The organism is Streptomyces sp. NPDC002619 (genome assembly GCF_042889305.1).
Taxonomy (GTDB): domain Bacteria; phylum Actinomycetota; class Actinomycetes; order Streptomycetales; family Streptomycetaceae; genus Streptomyces.
Map to the genome: position 1 here is coordinate 1 of NZ_JBIAQV010000025.1, position 20,082 is coordinate 20,082.

Annotated in this window: 11 protein-coding genes and 1 pseudogene; 5 read left to right on the top strand and 7 right to left on the bottom strand. The window is 68.6% G+C overall.

Going from position 1 to position 20,082, the window contains the following annotated elements; translation table 11 throughout:
- Positions 1–308 precede the first annotated feature (308 nt).
- From ACFYXB_RS30325 to ACFYXB_RS30335, 3 genes are all read right to left on the bottom strand, one after another.
- The gene (locus tag ACFYXB_RS30325; RefSeq protein WP_389587710.1) at positions 309–2,282 is read right to left on the bottom strand and encodes a discoidin domain-containing protein; all 1,974 of its coding nucleotides are present in this window, start codon (positions 2,280–2,282) and stop codon (positions 309–311) included.
- A 75-nt stretch (positions 2,283–2,357) separates the two neighbouring features.
- Positions 2,358–5,918, bottom strand: a complete 3,561-nt coding sequence (locus ACFYXB_RS30330; RefSeq protein WP_389587712.1) for a choice-of-anchor D domain-containing protein — start codon at positions 5,916–5,918, stop codon at positions 2,358–2,360.
- Between the two features lie 284 nt (positions 5,919–6,202).
- Entirely contained in the window at positions 6,203–9,355 is a 3,153-nt protein-coding gene (locus ACFYXB_RS30335; RefSeq protein ID WP_389587714.1) for a discoidin domain-containing protein, read from the bottom strand.
- Between the two features lie 137 nt (positions 9,356–9,492).
- On the opposite strand from ACFYXB_RS30335, the pseudogene ACFYXB_RS30340 reads away from it, so the two are divergent.
- Positions 9,493–9,651, top strand: a pseudogene (locus ACFYXB_RS30340) (transcriptional regulator); the annotation flags it as partial.
- Between the two features lie 95 nt (positions 9,652–9,746).
- Here the strand turns inward: ACFYXB_RS30340 and ACFYXB_RS30345 are convergent.
- The 3 genes from ACFYXB_RS30345 to ACFYXB_RS30355 are packed head-to-tail and all read right to left on the bottom strand — an operon-like array spanning position 9,747 to position 13,748.
- Positions 9,747–10,868 (bottom strand): ABC transporter ATP-binding protein, encoded by a 1,122-nt coding sequence (locus ACFYXB_RS30345; RefSeq protein ID WP_389587716.1) that lies wholly within the window; start codon positions 10,866–10,868, stop codon positions 9,747–9,749.
- Entirely contained in the window at positions 10,861–12,612 is a 1,752-nt protein-coding gene (locus tag ACFYXB_RS30350; protein WP_389587718.1) for an ABC transporter permease, read from the bottom strand. Before ACFYXB_RS30350 ends, ACFYXB_RS30345 begins: the two co-directional genes overlap by 8 nt.
- Before the next feature lie 5 nt (positions 12,613–12,617).
- On the bottom strand, positions 12,618–13,748 hold the full coding sequence (locus ACFYXB_RS30355) for an ABC transporter substrate-binding protein (RefSeq protein WP_389587720.1): 1,131 nt from the start codon (positions 13,746–13,748) through the stop codon (positions 12,618–12,620).
- A 271-nt stretch (positions 13,749–14,019) separates the two neighbouring features.
- Between ACFYXB_RS30355 and ACFYXB_RS30360 the strand changes: the two genes are divergently transcribed.
- The 4 genes from ACFYXB_RS30360 to ACFYXB_RS30375 are packed head-to-tail and all read left to right on the top strand — an operon-like array spanning position 14,020 to position 18,505.
- Positions 14,020–16,200 carry an MMPL family transporter gene (locus ACFYXB_RS30360; protein WP_389587722.1) on the top strand — a complete coding sequence of 727 codons (2,181 nt, stop codon included), beginning with the start codon at positions 14,020–14,022 and terminating at the stop codon, positions 16,198–16,200.
- Positions 16,197–16,439 (top strand): hypothetical protein, encoded by a 243-nt coding sequence (locus tag ACFYXB_RS30365; RefSeq protein ID WP_389587723.1) that lies wholly within the window; start codon positions 16,197–16,199, stop codon positions 16,437–16,439. The genes ACFYXB_RS30360 and ACFYXB_RS30365 overlap by 4 nt, the downstream gene beginning before the upstream one ends.
- Before the next feature lie 4 nt (positions 16,440–16,443).
- Positions 16,444–17,121, top strand: a complete 678-nt coding sequence (locus ACFYXB_RS30370; protein WP_389587725.1) for a response regulator transcription factor — start codon at positions 16,444–16,446, stop codon at positions 17,119–17,121.
- A complete protein-coding gene (locus ACFYXB_RS30375; RefSeq protein ID WP_389587727.1) occupies positions 17,102–18,505 on the top strand; it encodes a sensor histidine kinase in 1,404 nt (467 codons plus the stop codon). The genes ACFYXB_RS30370 and ACFYXB_RS30375 overlap by 20 nt, the downstream gene beginning before the upstream one ends.
- Positions 18,506–18,733: 228 nt before the next feature.
- Here ACFYXB_RS30375 and ACFYXB_RS30380 read toward each other — a convergent pair whose 3' ends face one another.
- Positions 18,734–19,966, bottom strand: coding sequence for a PP2C family protein-serine/threonine phosphatase (locus ACFYXB_RS30380; protein WP_389587729.1), 1,233 nt, complete (start codon positions 19,964–19,966; stop codon positions 18,734–18,736).
- Positions 19,967–20,082: the final 116 nt, after the last annotated feature.

Here is a 20,082-nt window from a genome sequence, read left to right on the forward strand (position 1 = left end):
CGGCGCCTCACTCCCCGATCCAGGGCTGCCAGCCCCGATGACTGCCGTGATCATCTCATCAGGAACAGGGCGAACGTTGGCTGATGCGGCACTAGAACCGAAACAGGCGCGGATCGACGACCCACGCCGTCAACGACATGCTGATCAAGGGCAACCGCGGACTGCAATCGGCCCAAAGCCGTCCTACTGGCATCGCCACCAGTAGTAGTGCCAGCGCCGTCACGACGCGCGCAGCCGTCTGCGTCGCGCCTCGCTACTCCCCGGCCGCCGAACCGGCACGCGACGGTAAGGTCGAGGCCCTCTGTTCATCAGACGCCGAAGACCTGGAACTCCGAGACCTGCCCGGCCGGCCAGCCGTTGTTGGCGGTGAAGGTGAGGCGTACGTAGCGGGTGGTGACGGTGGAGGGGACCGTGAGGGTCGTGGTGTTGCCGGTTGCCGGGTCGAAGGTGTAACCCGCCGAGGCGAGCAGCTGGGCGAAGGTGGCGCCGTCTGTGCTGCCCTGGACGGAAATGGTCTGGGTACGGGTGGCCCAGGCGGTCGCCGGGGGAAGGTGGAGGACGATCCGTTTGACACCGGTCGTGGCGCCCAGATCGACCTGGACCCACTGCGGGAAGGCGTTGTTGGCGGACTCCCAGTAGGTGTTGGTGTCGCCGTCGGTCGTGTTGCCCGAGGCGTATGTCTGGGTGTGGCTGCTCTCCGAGGTGGGGCGGTGGAGGGCGAGGTTGGTGGTGCTGGAAGGGGGGTCGGTGGTGACGGTGACCTGGTTGGAGGGCTGCGACGCGTTTCCCGCCGCGTCGAAGGCGACGACGTCGAAGGTGTACGCGGTGGACGCGCCGAGTCCGGTGACAGTGAACGAGGCGGCGCTGGTGGTGCCCACCTGTGTGCTGGTCGAGCCGGACACCTGCAGGACGCGGTAGCCGGTCACGCCGACGTTGTCGGTCGACGTGTTCCAGGCCAGCGAGACGGAGTCGCTGGTGTGTCCGGCGACTGTCAGTGCAGTCGGCGCAGCGGGCGGTGTGGTGTCACCGCCGGTGGGAACGACGGGCTGGGTGGGGCGAGTGGCGGTCAGTGCTATCTGGCCCTTGAGCATGCGGCCGCCGTCGCCGGTCAAGCGAAGGTAGTAGTCGGCGGAGCAAGCGGTGCCGTCTTCGTCGAGGGCGAGGAATCCGGAGTTGGTGGGCACCCATGCCTGTGTCTCGGCGGTCTTGGCGATCTGGTTGCCCTCGTTGTACTCGTCGAACATCGAGATGTAGATGCCCTGCACCCCGGCCCGCACCATGTTGTAGAACTGCCGCCACATGAAGTCGCCGTGCGCGCGCTGCCGGCCGGAGACGTCGCCGGGCAGGACGCAGGGCTGGTAGTCGATGCCGTTGGCGTCGCAGTCGGCCTGGTCGCCGAGCGTGTAGGTGTTGTAGGCGTTGTCGGCCTCTGTCACATTGGCGATGGCGCCGACCATCCACGGCGAGATCATGTTGAAGGCGTGGTAGACGCCCAGATAGCCGGCCCGTGAGCCCCCGGTGCCCGTCCGCCATTCGCGCGGGACGCCGCCGATGACGTAACAGCCCTGGCCCTTGAACCAGTTGATGACATCGAGGCAGGCGTCGGCGGTGAAGGGGTGGTCGTTGTCGTTGAAGCCGAAGCCCCAGATGCAGACGACCGGCTTGCCGTTCTGCTTCGCGTATGCCGAGGACGCGGTGTGCGCGGACATCTTGGCCGTCCAGTCCGTCTTGATCTCGGACTGCATGTTCGTCCAGTCCGTCACGTCGTACATGATGTAGAACTTCCGCCCGTACGACTCAGCCGCGCTGCGCACCTTGGTCGCCATGGCGTCGCGGGTGGGGCCCTCTCCGCCGGTGGGGTTGAAGCGCTGGAGTGCCGCGGTGTCGATGTTGTTCTGCTGCATCCACAGGAAGTGGGTGTTCACCGTCTGTTGGTCGTACGAGGAGAACAGCGTGGCGGGCTGGCCGTTGCCGAGGGCGGCGTACGACGTCTGGTACGTCCTGGTGTAGTCGCGCATATCGGGCCAGCATTTGATGCCGGTGTTGGACGGGGACGGCGGCTGGCCCCAGTTCTGGGTCCAGTGCCACCAGCCGTTGATGGGCGCGCCGTCGCCGAGGCAGGCGAACCAGCCCTGGTAGCCGACGCTGATCTTGCCGACCACGTCGCCCGGCGGGCTGGCCGCTGACGCGGTTGGGGCGAGTACGGTCTCGGCGGCTCCCACCGTTCCCACCGCGGTGGCCGTGATCGCGGCCCGTAAGAAGACTCTGCGTGTGACACCCATCTGGACTCCTTTCGGTGGTCGGTGCCGCCGAGCGCGCCTGCGCTCGGCGGCACCATCAAGTCAGATCAGGTCAGGTCAGGTGTTCCAGACCTGGAACTCCGAGATCTGACCGGCCGGCCAGCCGTTGTTCGCCGTGATGTTCACCCGGACGTATCGCTGGGTGGTCGCGGTGAACGTGATGGTGACCGTGTTGTTGGTGGTGGGGTCGAAGGTGTACGTGGCCGACGACTTGATGGTGGTGAAGGCGGAACCGTCGGTGCTGCCCGACAGGGACAGCGTCTGGTTACGGGCGCCCCAGGCCGCGGGGAGCTGAAGGACGACGCGGCTCGCACTCTGCGCGGAACCGAGGTCGACCTGGACCCACTGGGGGAAGGCGTTGTTGGCGCTCTCCCAGTAGGAGCCCTGGTTGCCGTCCGTCACGTTCGAGGACGCGTAGACGTCGGTGTGGCTGGACTCGGTGGTGGCCGCGCCGGCTGCCAGGTTCCTGCTCACCGTGCCGGCACCGGTGCCGGTCAGCGCGACCGTGGCCGTGCCGTTCGACGCGTTGCTGGCGATGCTGAGGTCGCCGGTGCGGGTGCCGGACGCGGTGGGCCTGAACGTGACGTTCACCGTGCAGGAGGCGTTCGCCGCGATCGACGTCCCGCAGTTGTTGGTCTGGGAGAAGTCGCCCGTGACGGTGATGCCGGAGACGGTCGCGGCGGCGGTTCCGGTGTTGGTCACCGTGACCGTCTGCGCACTGCTGGCGGTGTTGAGCGCCTGGGTGGGATACGACAACGACGTCGGGCTGGTCGACAAGGTCGCCGGCGAGGAACCACCGGAGCTGGGGAACACCTGGAAGTCCGACAACTGAGCGGCGTTCCACCCGGTGTTGGCGGTGATGTTCACCCGCACGTATCTCGCCGTGGCGGCGTTGAACGTGATGGTCACCGTGTTGTTGTTGGTGTTCGGGTCGAAGGTGTACCCGGCCGATGCCTTGATCGTCGAGAAGCTGGAGCCGTCCGTGGATCCCTGCACCGACAGGGTCTGCGTGCGAGCCGACCACGCCGTCGCCGGCGGGAGCTTGAGCACGACCTTGCCGACGCTGTAGTTCTGGCCGAGGTCGACCTGGGCCCACTGCGGGAACGAGCCGTTCGTGCCCTCCCAGTACGTCGAGGCGTCCGGGTCGGTGAGGTTCGAGGCGACGTACGGACTGGAGCTCGAACTCGCCGAGGCCGGCCTCCCCGCGGCGACATTGGTGGTGCTGTCGATGCCGCTGCCGGTCAGGGAGACGACGGTCGGGCTGTTGTTGGCGTTGCTGGTGACGGTCAGGTTGCCCGTGCGCGATCCGCCCGCGGTGGGCTTGAACCCGACGTTCACCGTGCAGGACGCACCGACCGCGAGGGTGGAGCAGTTGTTGGTCTGGCTGAAGTCACCGGTCGCCGCGACGCCCGAGACGGTCGCCGACGCGGTGCCCGAGTTCGTCACCTTCACCGTCTGCGCGGTGGCCGACGAGCCGACCACCGTACTCTCGAAGGACAGGCTCGCCGGGTCGGTGTTCAGAACCGGGCCCGGCGCGGTGCCGGTACCGGAGAGGCTGACCGTGTTGGTGTTCCCGCCCGCGTTGACGGTCAGAGTGCCGCTACGGCTGCCGGTCGCGGTCGGCGCGAACTTCACGCTGACGGTGCACGAGCCGTTCGCCGCGATCGACGAGCCGCACGTGTTGGTCTGGGAGTAGTCGCCGCTGGTGGAGATCGACGAGACGGACGCGGCGGTGTTGGTCGGGTTGGAGACCGTCACGGTCTGTGCGGCGCTCGTCGAACCGGTCGCGACCGAACCGAAGTTGAGCGCGCCGGGGGTGGCCGTCACGCCTTCGGACGGGTAGGGCGGGTAGACCGGAGCCGGCCAGCCGCCGCAGTACGGCGTGCCGCTGATGCCGGAGTTGCCGCCGCCGTCGGTGACGACGAAGTTGCCGCCCGAGCAGTTGTACACCGGGGACGAGTAACCGACGCCGGTCGCCGTGACGTTAGTGAACTTTGCGGCGCCGCCGGTCTGTTCCTGCAGGGCGAAGGTTCCGGTTCCGGCGATGGTCACGTTGTTGAGGTTGACCCCGCTGATGGTGCCCTCGACCCACTGGACGGCTTCGTACGGACTCTGCTGGATCAGCGCGTTGGTCACGTTGATCGGGCCGGTGATCGCGCCCTGGCTGCCGTCGAACCACAGTGCGCCCACGCCGAACTGCCAGTTCGGGTCGAGGCTGCCGTCCCGGATCAGGGTGTTGTCGGAGATCGTGGTGGTGCCGACCGGCGTCGACGTGAAACGTTGCCCCACGTGGATGCCGCCGCCCTGGGTGATGCCGGAGTCCACCACCCGGTTGCCGCTGACGGTGTTGTCGTGGCCGCCGTAGATCGCGATGCCGTTGGCGAGGATCTGCAGGGACACGGTGTTGTTGGAGATCGTGTCGTTGGCGTCGGCACCGATGGCGGAGTCCGCCCAGGTGGCGATGCCGTCGTCGCCGGTGTTGCGGATGTCGCTGTTGGTCACCTTGGAGTTGGTGACGCCGCCGTGGAAGTTGATGCCGTCGGCGGTGGTGTCACGGATGCGCATGCCGGTGAACGTCAGCCCGTCCATCGGCCCGTCCATCCAGGCGCCGACCTTCATGTGGTCGATCCACAGGCTGGAGACGGTCGAGTCGCTCATCGCGCCGCCGATGCCGTTGACCTGGGCGCTGTCGTCGCGTTCCTGCACATTGCCGAAGATCGCGAAGTTCTGCAGGCGCACGTTGGTGCTGGCCGAGGGCGCGGAGTTGCCGTAGAAGCCGGGTGCCGTGCCGGTGACGGTGGAGTACCACATGCCGGCGCCGGCGATCGTGACGTTGTTGACGCTGATGTGGCCGGGGATGTTGTAGGTGCCCGGCGGGATCCACACGGTGCCGCCGGGGCCGGCCGCGCTGATCGCGGCGTTGAACGCACTGGTCGCGTCGCTCACACCGGTGGAGTCGGCGCCTTTGCTGGTCACCGACACCGACCCCGAGGGTGCGGTCAGGGCGGCGCCGACCTGCTCGAAGTCGGCGAAGTCGATCGTGTACGAGGAAGCGGTGTCCCCGGCGTCGACCTGCAACTTGAAGGTCGTGCCCGCCGGATAGGTGGTGGAGAACAGGCGGTGGGCCTCGTCGTAGAAGTGGTGCGGGTTGCTGCCCGGCGAGTTGGTGAAGGGGTAGCTGCCGTAGTACCAGCTGTAGGCGTTGGTCAGGGTGAAGTCGGGCTGCTTGACGCCGTCGATGTACAGGGACAGCGCGGCGGTGTAGACCGAGCCGTTCGAGGTGTCGGGGATGCTGTAGCGGAAGTTGATCGAGTTGGTGGCCACCGGCGTGGTGAACGTGACGTACTTGCCGGTGCCCTGGAGCGTCGTCGCCTTGCGGTACGACGCCTCGTCGGCCAACTGGCCCTGGGTGTAACTCGGGCCGATGGGTGTGCCGTTGGTGGCGGAGTTCTCCGCCTGCACCTCGACGTACGGCAGGCTCGCACCGCTGCCGCCGGTGGCGGCGGTCGCCGCCCAGGCCGGTTGGACGGCCAGAGCGACGACGCCGACAGCAGCCACCATCGCGGTGCTGACCGCCCAGACGAGGGCTCGTCTCAGATCTCGGATGGAATGGAACACTTGCCACTCCTTTGATCGCGAAATGCCGGAACTGTGCCGCTGACACCGCCAGAGAGAGGGTGGGGGGGACTCAAAGGGAGAGGGGGGAGACGGGGGGCGGTAACGACGCGAGGGGGACCGTAATATCCTCGACATGGACACGCAAGAACTAGATAGAGCATTGCAACAATAAAAATTCAGCCTGCAAGATCTAATGTGCCGTCTTGAGGCTGCATCCAGCGCCGGGCCGCGCACATGGCGGTGCCGCCGGACGGGTGTCCGGCGGCACCGTGGAGAGGGTGGGGTCAGGAGTTCCAGATCTGGAACTCGGACACCTGGCCCGCGGGCCAGCCGCTGTTGGCGGTGATGGTGACGCGGAAGTAGCGCTGGGTGGTGGCGGGGAAGGTGAGAGTGACGGTGTTCCTGGTGCTCGGGTCGAAGGGGTAGGCGGCCGAGGACTTCAGGGCGGTGAAGGTGGTGCCGTCGGTGCTGCCGCCGAGGGTCAGGGTCTGGGTGCGGGCGCCCCAGGTGGGGGGCAGTTGCAGGACCACGCGGGAGGCGCTCCGGGCCGAGCCCAGGTCGACCTGGACCCACTGCGGAAACGTGTTGTTGGCGCTTTCCCAGTAGGAGCCCTGGTTGCCGTCCGTCACGTTCGACGACGGGTATACGTCGGTGTGGCTGGACTCGCTGGTGGGCTTGCCGGCGGCGAGGTTGGTCCCGGTGGGGTCGATGCCGGTGCCCGAAAGGGCCACCGCGGTTGGGCTGTTGGACTGGCTGCCGGTCAGGGAGAGGGTGCCGGTGCGAGGGCCGGAGGCGGTGGGTCTGAAGGTGACGGAGACCGTGCAGTTCGCACCGGCGGCCAGGGAGGTGCCGCAGGTGGTGGTCTGGGCGAAGTCACCGCCGGCGGTGACCCCGGTGATCGAGGCGGTGGCGGTGCCGGAGTTGGTGATAGTGACGGTCTGCGCGGCGCTGCTCGTGTTCACCGCCTGGTCGGCGAAGGTCAGTGATCCGGGAGACGCGGTCAGGGTGGCCTGCGGTGAGCCGCTCCCCGCGGCAAAGGCGAGGTGGTTGATGTTCCAGCCACCGGTGTCCTGGTTGAGAGTCAGAATCTGCCGGCCGGCGGGCAGGGTCACGTGGGCGGTCGCGGTGCCCCAGGTTTGCCAGTCGCCGGTGGCGGGCAGGTCGACGGCTCCAGTGAGGTCGGTGCCGGAGGCGTCCGACAGGTGCAGCGCGCCTGGCACCGCGGCCGGGGCCGCGACGCGCAGGCTGAGGGCGTAGGTGCCGGCCGTGGCGACGTCCACGGTGTAGCGGAACCACTGTCCGGCGCCGGTCCAGCCCAGGTTATAACCGCCGCCGGTGTCCGAGGTGTTGTCCAGGTCCACGCCGTCGGCGCGGTAGGAGTTGGCGTTGCCGTTGACCGAGGTGACGTTGTACGCGACCCCCTGGCCGCCGGTGTCGTAGTTCTCCGCCTGCACCGTGCCGGGCACGGCGGCCGGGGTGCCGCCGTAGGGGCCCTCGGGAGCGGCCGGCGGCCAGTGGTTGTCACTGAGCGTCGCGACGAACCCGGTGGAGTTGTTGACGAAGGCTGAGGCGCCGGAGGTGAGCCCGGTGACCGTGTTGCCGGTGATCGTCGCGGAACCGGTGGGCGCCGGGTAGAACGACGGCGAGATCGCGATGCCGTTGCGGCCGGGGCTGCTGACCGTGTTGTCCTGCAGCAGGGTGTTGGTCGAGGTGGAGAAGCCGATCCCGTCATAGAGGGAGTCGGTGACGGTGTTGCCGGTCACCGTGACCTTGTCGACGATCCCGGTGTTCTGCCCGTCGCCGCCGTTGCCGATGTGCAGGGCGGGCTGGCCCTGGCTGTAGGCGTTGCCGCCGGAGCGGACCACGGTGTTGCCCGTCACGGTCGCGGACAGCAGGTCGCTGCCGTTGACACCGAAGCGCCCGGCTCCCAGACCGATGTAGCGGGCCGTGTCGCTGATGTAGTTGTCCTTGACCTGATGGCCGCTGCCCCCGTAGATCCCGACACCCTTGCCGCCCCATGGTGCGATCGAGGTGTTGTCGCTGACGGTGACATTGCTCATCGGGTTGTAGTAGGTCTTGGAACCGTCGCTGTTGGTGTTGTAGCTCACCGAGTTGATGGCGATCGCGTCGTCCCCGGTGCCGCGGACGAAGTTGTTGGTGACCGTCAAGTTGTTCCCGGTGTCCGCGCCCAGCGACACGTTGTTGACGTTGATCCCGTCCGCCCAGATCGACGTTAGCCGGCTGTTCTGTACCTTCCCGCCGGTGCCGGAGGCCCAGAAGCCCGACATGGTGTGCTGGGTCCAGATGCCGTCGGCCAGCCAGCCGGTGCCGGTGGTGTCCATCGCGCCGCCGTCCCCGCCGATGGTGCTCCGGCTGACGGCGTTGGCGTCGATGTGGAAGTTCCGCACGGTGCAGGAGGTCAGGTCGAACAGTGCCGCCAGCGGCGTGCTGTTGGGGACCGGGACGTCACGGTAGATCGTGCTGTACCACAGGCCCGCGCCCGCGATGGTGATCCCCTGTGCGTTCAGTCCCGCGGTGCCCTTCACGTAGAAGGTGCCCTGGGGGATCCACAGGGTCTTTCCCTGCGACTGGGCCTGGTCGATGCAGTTCTGGATGGCGGCCCGGCTGTCCACCGACTGGCTGTCGGCCGCACCATTGGTCGGATTGTTGTCCGCCACCGCACCGCAACTCGTGATCGAGATCGAGTTCGCCGGCTGCGCCTGCGGCGCCGGCGGGTTCTCCACGTCGACGGAATCCACGTCGTAGAAGGACGCAGTGTTGTCGGAGTCCTGCCGCAGCGAGAACGTGGCGCCCGCCGGGATCGGGGCCCCGGTGACGAAGGTGTGCGACTCGTCCCAGAAGACCCTCGGGTCGCCGTCGGCCGGGTTCTGGTTGTCGCTCGTGTTGTAGTTGCCGTTGCCCTCGTACACCCAGCTCTGCCGCGAGTTGAGGTTCAGCGCCTGCCGGAACACCCCGTTGACGTACAGGTTCAGCGTTCCGGTGACACCACCGCCGGATGCCGAATCCGGGATGCCGGCGCGGACGTTGATGAAGGAGATCGGCTGCCCGGTGGTGTTCGTCCACTGCACCGACTGGCCCGTGCCGCCCAGGTGGACATAGGAATGGCCCGAAGCCTCCAAGGCGGCGCTTGAGTACTGCGTCGTCGGCGCCGAGGTCAGCGACCGGACGGCCGCACCCCCGCCCGGCGTTCCCGCCTCGGCCTCGTAGACCGAGAACGGCGTCGTCGCACCCACCGCCGCGCTCGCTGCCGCCTGCGCCTGCGCCTGCCGGGGAGTGTGGGCCGTCGGGCCGGCCCGGAGCGGCTTGGACGGCGGCGCCCCTTGTGTGGCGGCGGCCGGTAAGACGGACACGCACATCGCGCCGACCGCGGCGACGGCGGCCGCCGCCAGTCGCCGGGGTCTGGGGATCGTCAGCATCTGATGCTCCTTCAAGGAGTGCGGGAAACCGGCGCCCCGACCGTACAGAGCCCCCATCCACCCCACTAGATTCTGACGAAGTAAAGAATGAGCCATGCAAGCCATCACAAATTTCTTACTGAAGTACGCAAATATCAATCACCCAGCTCGTCGGCGAACTCCTGCTCAAGAGCCCGGACTTCGCCCGCCTGTGGGAGCGCTACGACGTCAAGGGGCACGCGTACGGCCGTAAGACCTACCACCACCCCGCCATTGGCACCTTCACTCTCGGCTACCAAGGGACGCATCTGGCCCAGAGGTCGAAGATCCACACGGCCAGAGTTTCTGCCGAGGATGAGATACCGGGGGCCCGCGGCGGGAGTGCGGATCCGTTTGATGTCTGGTGCGGCGGTCAAACAGCGTGCGATGCGGTGAGCGGGGCGTCGCGTCGGGGGTCCGGTGAAATGCCGTCGTCGGTGACGAGGCCGGCGGCGTCGGCGTCGGCTGTGACCCGGACCGTGGTGGGGAGTGGGTGGGTGCTGTGGGCCTGCAGGGTATGAGGCCCGGCTTGGAGGGTGTGGAGGTAGTGGTCGCCCAGGAACGTGGTGTGGGTGATGTGCGCATGCCATCCCGTCGTGGCGGTGTCGGCCGCGGTCAGTGTGAGGGCTTCGGGACGGATCGCCACCGTGACCGGTCCGGGGGCGAGCGGGGTGTCGGTGCGGAACGGGACGCCACCGGTCAGACCGGGAGCTTCCAGCAGCCCTGTGCCGGGGCCGGTTGAACGGGCCGTACCGGTAAGGAAGTTGCAGCGGCCCAGAAACTCGGCGACGAAACGGCTGCCGGGGCGGCGGTACACGTCCTCGGGGGTGCCGGCGCGCACGATGCGGCCCTTGTTCATGACCAGGATCCGGTCACTCATTGCGAGGGCCTCGGTCTGGTCGTGGGTGACGAAGACGGTGGTGATGCCGAGGTCGCGCTGGAGGTCTCCGAGCCATTCGCGGGCCCGTTCGCGCAGTTTCGCGTCGAGGTTGGAGAAGGGCTCGTCGAGCAGCAGGGCGCTGGGGCCGTGGGCGAGTGCTCTGGCCAGGGCGACGCGCTGCTGCTGGCCGCCGGAGAGCTGGTGCGGGTGGGCGTCCGCGCGGTGGCCGAGTTCGACCAGGTCCAGGACCTCACCGACGCGTCGCCTGATCTCGGTGCGGTCGGTGCGGCGGACCCTGAGGGGGAAGGCGACGTTCTGCGCGACGGTGAGGTGCGGCCACAGCGCGTACGACTGGAAGACCACGCCCAACTCCCGTTGTTCGGCAGGGATGTTGTGGATCTGTGCGGCGTCGAACAGCGTGCGGTCGCCATGGGCGATGGTGCCCTCGTCGGGGGTGTGGAACCCGGCGATCGACATCAGGGTGGTCGTCTTTCCGCAGCCGCTGGGGCCGAGCAGGGTGACGAACTCGCCGTCGAGGACGGTGAAGTCGACGGCGTCCAGGACGCGGGTGGACCCGAACGTCTGGGTCAACCGGTGTACGGAGATCTCAGGCATGGCGGCCTTTCTTTCGCAGGGTCCAGCCGAGGCCCGCCGCCAACGCGAGAGCCACCAGGAGGACTTGGACCAGGGCCATGGCGGCGACCGGCCCGGGAAGTCCCTTGGACCAGGTCTGGAGCATGGTGGTGCCGAGGAGTTCGGTGCCGGGCTTGGTCAGGAAGACCACGGGGTCGTAGTCGCTGACCAGGGTCACGAACATCAGCACCAGGGCGCTGAGCAGGGCGGGGCGCAGCAGGGGCAGGGTGATGCGGCGGGTGGTGGTCCACCAGCTCGCGCCGGAGGTAGCCGCTGCCTTGGCCAGTTCCGGGCTGATCCGGGCCAGGGCGGGGGCCAGGATGATGTAGGCCAAGGTCATGTTGCGCACACTCAGGGCGAGGAGTTCGCCCCACAGGCTGTTACGTAGCAGTGCGCCGGGCCAGTTGACGATCAGGAACAGCCAGAAGAAGCCGACTCCGAAGACGATGCCGGGGGTGGCCCTGGGGTAGACGAGCAGCGCGGGCAGGGTGCGGCGCAGCCGGAAGCCCGAGTGGTGGGCGATGACGGTGGCGAGGGCGACCAGGACGACGGTGGCCGCGCTGCCGACGGCGGCGACGGTCAGGCTGTCGGTGATCGAGCGGTGCAGCGTGGGGTCGGTCCAGATCTGGTCCCAGTTGGCGGCGGTCCACAGGTGCCAGGGGGCGACCAGGGTGGTCAGATCGGTGACCGACGACATGAGGACGAGACCCAGCAGCGGGATCACACAGGTGAGGCCGACGAAGCCGGCCATGCCCACGGCGGCCGGAATGCGCCAGCGCCCCAGATCCAGCGGACGCGCGGGCGGAGTGGCCCGGGTGCCGGCCGTGTAGCGCGCGGAGTGCCGCAGCAGCCGGTCGCGTACGACGAGAAGGACCGAGGCCACCACGAGCAGCAGGATCGCTCCGGCGGAGACGACGGGCGGGTCGGGGAGTCTGCTGCTGGACCAGGTGTCGTAGAGGTAGCTGGCGATGAACTGGATGTTCGCCGGGCGGCCCAGGAACAGCGGGATGCCGAGCACCTCCAGGCAGAGCGTGAAGATGAGCAGCCCGCTGTCGAGCAGGGCGGTGCGCAGCATCGGCACGGTCACGGTGGTGAGGACGCGCAGCGTGCCGCCGCCGGAGGCCCGTACGGCGTCCTCCAGCGTGCCGTCCGCGCTGTCCAGGACTGCCTTGCAGGTCAGGTAGGCGATGGGGAGCGTCACCACGGCTCCGAGGACGGACATGCCGGGCAGCGAGGTGAGATTCCAGGCGGGCAGGTGCAGGTTCTTGGACCACAGCTGGGTCAGATAGCCGGCCGGTCCGTACAGCGATTCCCAGCCGACGATCAGGCCCAGCGGCGGGATGAGGAGCGGGGCCAGCAGGGCGTGTCCCAGCGGCCGTCTGCCGGGCAGGTTGGTGCGGGTGATCAGGACGGCGAAGGCGGCGCCGAGCAGCACCGCGAGAGCGGTGGCCGTCACGGCGAAGAGGACCGTGTTCCAGGCGGCCCGGCGGAACGCCGCATCGGCGAGGAGCTGCCGGTAGGCGTCGGTGCTGAACACGCCTCCGGGCAGGTAGTAGGGCTTCGACAGGAACGAGGTGATGACCAGGGGCACCAATGGCGCCAGGGTCAGCACGGCGATCACGGCCCAGACCGCGTACTGCCCCGGCGCGGGGCGGCGGCGCGGGGCGGTCGGGACCGCGGCGAACCGGGCGGCGGGTGGGGCGACGGTGGGTGTGTTCCGGGTCATGGTGCTCAGCGACCCAGGGCCTTGTTCCAGTGGTCGGTGATCGGCTTCTGCTGGTTGACGACGTCCTGGGAGACCGGGACGAGGTAGGTGGTCTTGGCCGGTACGTGCTTGGCCAGTTCGGTCAGGCTCGCGGTGCAGCCGTTGGCGGGCTGGAAGTTGTTCATCGACGCCTCCATGCCCGCCGCGCACATGACCTGCTGGCCGGCGTCGCTGTAGATGTAATCCAGGAACAGTTGGGCGGAGGCCGGGGAGGCGGCGCCGGCGGTCTGGGTGATCAGGCGCGGGGTCAGCGGGGTGGCGTCGCTCATGTAGCCGTAGGAGATCAGGCCCTTGTACTGCGGGACGACGGCCTGGGCCAGGCCGCTGGAGAGCCATCCGGCCGAGGCGCCGCCCTGGACCAGGTACTGCAGGCCGTCCAGTCCCTCGTCCAGGGTCTTGGTGTGCGGGCCGTACGTGTCCAGATAGCTGTTGACGGTGGTGGCGCCCAGGATGTGGTTCAGGCCGTAGACCGCCTCGTAACCCAGCGGGTTGTTGGGCGAGTAGCTGACGAGGGGGTGCTGGGAGGGGTCCTTCTTGACGTCCGCGGCGAGTCCCGCGTAGCTGGTGGGGGCCTGGTTCTTGGACAGCAGCTTGGTGTTCCAGGTGACCAGGACCGGGTCGGGCGACATCACGTACACGCCATGCCCCTGGTTGGTGTACGCGGGGAAGTCTGCCAGTCCCTGCGGGGCGACGTCGGCGAAGAGGCCGTTCTGTTCGCCCTGCACCACCTGCTGGATCGAGTCGGAGATCAGCAGGTCCGCGGTGTGGGCGCCCTGGGCGTGCTCGGACTGGTACTTGCTGTAGACCTGGTTGTCCGAGAGTTGCGAGTACGCGGGCTTGATCCAGGGATAGGTCTTGGTGAAGGCCTTGAGCAGCGGCTGGATGACGCCAGCGGGCGTATTGCCGTAGATGATCAGCCCGGTTTCGCCGTGCGCCTTGGTCACCAGGTCGGCCACCGCCGCCGGGGCTGCGGGGCTCGCGGAACCGGTGTCGGACGTCTGGCCGGTGCCGGCCGACGAGCAGGCGGCGAGCACCGCGCCGAGCGCCACGGCGGCGAGCCCCGTACGGGTGGCTGAGCGGGAGGAACGAGCGCGCATGACGACCTCTTTCCGGGCAGGCTATTTGCTATAGCGGGTGCGCCGGCGACGTTCCCGAGCGGCCTGCCAGTAGGTGTTTGTTGGGTCAGCACCGGTGCTTCCAAGGGCGTCAGGGCTGCCGGAACCCACCGGTGATCTCTCTCCAACCTGCCCGAAACGACGGCGTGGCGCGAGGGGCGGCGGTTAAGCGAATCGAAAGGTTGGCGCTCCTAGCTTCGGCAGGCGTCGCCGGTCTGTTTGTGGATCCGGCCTGCTCCCGGAGGTGGATCTCGTGGAACGCTTCGCCGCGTTCGTCATGCGGCATCGGATAGGGCTGGCCCTGGCCTGGGTCGTCGTGACCGTGGTCGGGGTGCTGATGGCGCCCCAAGTGGCCGATCGCCTCAAGAGCGGCACGACGGTCGACACGGCCAGCTACCACGCCAACGCCGCACTGCAGAAGGAGTACGGCGGGGTGAGCGCCAACCCCAGCGTGCTGGTCGTCAACCTGCCGCACGGCACCACCGCCGGCAGCCCCGCCGTCAAGGCGGGCCTCGCCGCCGCCGACAAGGTCGCCGCGTCCGTGCCTGGGGTGCACGACCTGTCGTACGCAAGCACCGGCGACCGCGCTCTGGTCGGCACCGGCGGAACCTCGACCCTGGTGATGGTGTACCCGCCGCAGCAGGGCACCGGGGTCGCACCGCCGGTGCTGGACTCGATGAGTTCCGCGATCAGCCACGCGGTGCCCGGCACCACCGTGCACCAGACCGGCATCGAGCAGCTCAGTGCGGGCGGTTCCAGCTCCGGGTCGAGCGTGCTGACCGAGATGCTCGTCGGAGTCGGCCTCGCACTTCTGGTGCTGGCCTGGGTCTTCGGCTCCGCGCTCGCCCTGCTCCCGCTGCTGTCCGCCATCGTCTCCGTGCTGACCATGCAACTGGCCATCTGGGGTCTGACCTATGCCACCAACATCGCCATCAACCCCTCGGTGCAGTTCATCGTCGCCCTGCTGGGACTCGGACTCTCGGTCGACTACGCGCTCCTGCTGGTCAACCGCTGGCGCGAGGAACGCGACGAGGGCGCCGACAACAAGCAGGCCGTCCTGCGGTCACTGCACCGCGCCGGGCACTCGGTCGCCTTCAGCGCACTGATCGCCTCCCTCGGCCTGTTCGCGCTGATCGTCGTGCCCGTCTCCTTTCTCCAAGGGGTCGGCCTGTCCGGTCTGTTCATCCCCTCCATCGCGGCACTCGTAGCGCTCACGACCATCCCCCTGCTGCTGTCCACGGCCGGGCCGCGCCTGGACAAGATCCGGCTGCGTCGCCGCAAGAGCACCGGACCCGGAACGATGTGGACGCGCACCGCACGCACCATCGTGGCCAGGCCCAAGACCGCAGCCCTGCTGGGAACCGCGATCCTTGGCACCCTGTGCGCCTTCGGGCTGACCATCAACAGCGCCGCCCCCGCCTCCACCTCGCTGGCTGCGAGCGGCCCGGCGGAGCAGGGTCTCAAGGCTCTGCAGCACGACGGGTTCCCCACCGGCGTACTGACCTCGATCCCGATCAGGCTCCCGGCGGGAACCGATCCGTCGGCCACCGCCGCGACCCTGCGCGGCCTCCCCGACCTGCACGGCGTCCTGGTCGCCGACAACCCGGCCTGGCAGCACACCACCAGCTCGGTCATCATGGCGCTGCCGAAGACCGAGATCGGCACGGCACACCCCGGAACCGCCCTGGCCGACCTGCGTACGGCGGCCCCGCACAACGCGATGATCGGCGGCAATCTGGTCCAGTCCACGGACGTCGCGCACATCATGTCCAGCTGGTTCCCGGTGCTGTTCGCCGTGGTCGCCCTCGTGACCTTTGTGCTGCTGGCCCGGGGCATGCGCTCGTTGCTCCTGCCGGCCAAAGCCGTCGCGCTCAACCTGCTGTCGGTCGGCGCCGCCTACGGCGTACTGGTCCTCGTCTGGCAGCACGGCTGGGGCTCCAACACCCTGTGGGGCATTCCCGCGACCGGGTCGATCAGCCCGTTCGTGCCCATGCTGCTCTTCGGGTTCCTCTTCGGGGTCTCGATGGACTACGAGGTGTTCATCCTGGCCCGTATCCGTGAGGCGTACGACCGCACCGGGCGTACGAACGACGCCGTGATCGAAGGGGTCAGCCGCACCGGACGCCTGGTCACCAGCGCCGCCCTGATCCTCTTTCTCGCCCTGATCTCACTGTCCTCCACCCCGGACGTGACCATCAAGATGATGGCCACCGGTATGGCAGCGGGCATCCTGATCGACGCCCTGGTCGTACGCACCCTGCTCACCCCCGCTCTGGTGGTTCTCTTCGGCCGGGCCAACTGGTACCTGCCCACCTGGGCCGCCCGCCTGCTGCGGGTCAGGCCCTCCGCCATCGGCGAAGCAGCGGACCGTCACGACCGGGACGACAACGGCACACCCAGCCCGGCAGGCCCCCATGCCTCCATGCATGCTTGAGTCATGCGTACCGTGATCGAGAACCGCGTGGCCGCGGGTGCCGCCTACCTCACGGCGGCACCGCGCACCTCACGGACACGCTCGCGGGCCTGCGGGTCCCCACGGGGAGGGCACGGCTGAACGTCGCGCGTCCCGACAGCACCGGACTTGTCCTCCAGCTCTCCATCCCGCACACCACCAGCCTGTCCAAGACCACTGCCGCACCGGCCGGCACCCGCTGCTCCCACACCAAGGCATAGCCCCATGCGCATCCTGGTGATCGAAGACGACGAAGCCCTCGGCGCGTCCCTGACCTGGGGACTGCGGGCCGAGGGCTACACCGTCGAACTGGCCGCCGACGGCGCCGAAGGACTGTGGCAGGCCACCGAACACGACTTCGACCTGATCATCCTCGACGTCATGCTCCCCGGCCTGGACGGCTACCAGATCTGCGCACGGCTGCGGGAGGCCGGGAACTGGACGCCGCTCCTCATGCTCACCGCGATGGACGCGGCCCTCGATCAGGCGGAGGGCCTGGACCTGGGCGCTGACGACTACCTCACCAAACCCTTCGAGTACCCCGTCCTGCTCGCCCACATCCGCTCCCTGCTGCGGCGCGGAGCACCCCCGCGCCCCGCACTGCTGCAAGCCGGCGACCTGACGATGGATCCGGCCACCCGGACCGTACACCGCAGCGGCCGGGCCATCACCCTCACGCCCGGCGAACTGGCGGTCCTGGAGTACCTGTTGAGGGCGGAAGGCCGCGTGGTGTCCAAGAGCGAACTGCTGGAGCACTGCTGGGACGCGGCCTCCCAGGCCGACCCGGCCGTCGTCGAGGTCCGCATCCATCACCTGCGCCGGAAGATCGACCAGCCGTTCGCCACCCGCACCATCGAAACGGTCCGAGGATCGGGGTACCGCATTGACCCGCAACGCACCTAGCCGCGGCTCACTCCGCCTGCGGCTCACCTTGCTGGCCACCCTCGCCATCACCGTGACCGTCGCGATCGTCACGGCCGTCCTCGCGTTCACCCTGGTCACCTCCGTACGGTCCAACGTGACGACCACACTCAACGCCTACGCGGACTCCGTCGGGCAGTCCGCCACCGCCGGACGCCTGCCTACCCGCCTGCCTCCCTCCCCCGGCGATGCCACCGTGTGGGCCCAGGTCGTGGACTCCTCCGGCACCGTGATCGCCTCGACCGCCAACGTCGCGGGCCAGCCCGTCCTCTACACACTCCCCGCCGACCGCACCACACCCCGGCCCGCGCCGGGTTCATCGTCCAGCCGCGGGGACGAACGGGTGATCGCGCAGCGCTATGTCACCGGCACCGAACCCGTCGTCGTCTACGTCGGCGGCTCCACCCAACTGCTGGCATACCTGAACCACGACCTCCAAGGACACCTTCTCTACCTTCTGCCCGTGATCCTTCTGAGTGCCGTCGGCGTCTCCTGGCTGCTGATCGGCCGCACCCTGCGCCCGGTCGAACGTATCCGCGCCGAGGCCGCCGAGATCACCGGCAGCGATCTGCACCGGCGCATCCCCGAACCCGGCAGCGACGACGAGATCGGCCGCCTCACCCGCACCCTGAACGGCATGCTCGACCGCCTCGAGTCGTCCGCCGACCGCCAACGGCGCTTCGTCGCCGACGCCTCCCACGAACTGCGCACACCCCTCGCCGCCGTACGCACCTCGATGGAGGTCGGACTCGCCCACCCCGACCAGGCCCCCTGGCCCGAACTGGCCACCCGCGCCGTGACCGAGACCACCCGGCTGCAACGCCTGGTCGAAGCACTCCTGCTGCTGGCCCGCTCCGACGACAACACCCTGCTGCGCCACCGCGAACCGGTCGACCTGGTCACGCTGGTCCAGGCCGCTGTCGACGCCGCACCGGCCCGCGTCCCCGTCGCACTCCATGCCGCGGAGAACGTCCGCGTCACCGGCGACCCGGACCAGCTCACCCGCCTGATCCGCAACCTGCTCGACAACGCCGACCGCCACGCCGAACACACCATCGAGGTGACCCTGACCACTGACGGCCCGGCGACCGCGGTCATCCAGGTCGCCGACGACGGCCCCGGCATCCCGCCCGCCGACCGCGAGCGCGTCTTCGACCGCTTCATGCGCCTGGAGGCGGCCCGTACCCGTCACGCCGGCGAGAGCACCGGAACCGGCCTGGGACTGTCCATCGCCCGCGACATCGTCACCGCTCACGGCGGAACCATCACGGTCACCTCAACGGTGCGGCAACACGACGGGCAAGAACGCGGAGCCACCTTCACGGTCCGCCTGCCCGTCGCCGGCCCGCCATCGGAAGCCGCGTGACCAAGAGCATGCCTGAAAGATCGTGTAAGTCCGTGATGTGAAAGGCTGGTAGGGGCTCTGACCTGGGCCGTTGACCAGCCGGGACGGACGGACATGAACGACAACGAGATCCAGGCCGTCGAACCGGTCGAGGACAACCTCACAAACTTGCACGCTGCAGAGCCCTTGCCGACCAGGGGCAATCCAATCCGGCGTGAAAGGTTGCACGTCAGAGGGCTACGCAGGTGCTCAACCAATGTTGGGGCCAGTCGACCGGAGTGGCCGTAGCCCTCCTAGTTCGGCCCGCTCCCGGTCGCACGGTGTGATGCGGTGGGCCACCAGGGCGGCGAGGTCGTCGTCACGGGTGCCGTGGACGTAGGCGCGCAGGTCCTGGCGGAGGTGGTCGAGGAGTTGGCGGGGCGGGGCAAGGACCCATCGGCGGACGCGCTGGGCGAGGGGGTAGAAGGCGCCGATACCGTCGCGGGTCTCGCTGACGCCGTCGGTGTAGAGCAGCAGGCGGTCGCCGGCGCCAAAGGGGATGGTGTCGACCTGGTAGTGGTCGCCGAGCAGGGCGGCCATGTTGATGGGCGGTGACGGCGCGCTGGGTTCCACCTCGCGCACTTCGCCGCCGTGCAACAGCAGCGGCGGAGGGTGCCCGCAGTTGACCAGGCGGGCGATGGGTTCTCCGGCGGGGATCTCGACGAGCAGGATGGTGACGAAGCGCTCCAGCGCGTCGTCAGTGGGGACGTGCTCGCCGTAACGGCTGATGCTGGTCTCCAGCCGGTGTGCCAGGTCCGGCAGGTGGGGGGTGTCCTCGGCGAATATCCGAAAGGAACTGAGGACGACCGAGGCGGCCTCGACGGCCGGAAGGCCCTTGCCGCGCACGTCACCGATGATCAGCCGCACTCCGTGCGGGGTCTGCCGCGCCTCGTAGAAGTCGCCGCCGATGCGGGCTTGCGCGGCGGCCGCCTGGTAGAGAACCTCGACGTCGATGTGCCCGAGGTGATGCGGGACCGGGCGCATCAGCACGTGCTGCGCCGTCTCCGCCACGGCGCGGACCTCGGCGAGGGTGCGCTCCCGGTGCTGCCGTACCCGGCTGGCGTAGGCGGCGGCCAGGGTGACAGCCGCGATCGTGATCAGGGTGAAGATTCCGGGAGTCCGGTCCAGAGTGTGGTCGGCGGCGGAGATGGCGAAGCCGGCAATCAGGGTCAGCAGCCCGATGCCCAGCGTGCCGGCCACGGAGAACATCGCGGCGGCCAGCGCGGGGGCCGCCCCGAGCAGGCGGTAGAACTGCAGGTGGGGCGTAAAGAGGGCCGCCACCGAGGCCAGCACGATCACCAACAGCGGAGTCAGGAGCGCCGGCGAGAACGGCCGGTCCTCTTCCCGCATCCGCCGGGAGAGCCGCTTCGGGGCGATCACCTGCCTGAACGACCGAATGGCGGCGCCACGGGATGCGATGGACCCCTTGACCTGTACACCCATGTTTCTGTCCTTAGGCGGAGACGGCTCTTCGATGCCCGCCTGCAGTCGAAACTACCTGAACTATGCCTAAATGAGGCAATAAGGTTGAACTCTAAACTGTCAGCGGTGGTGCGGCT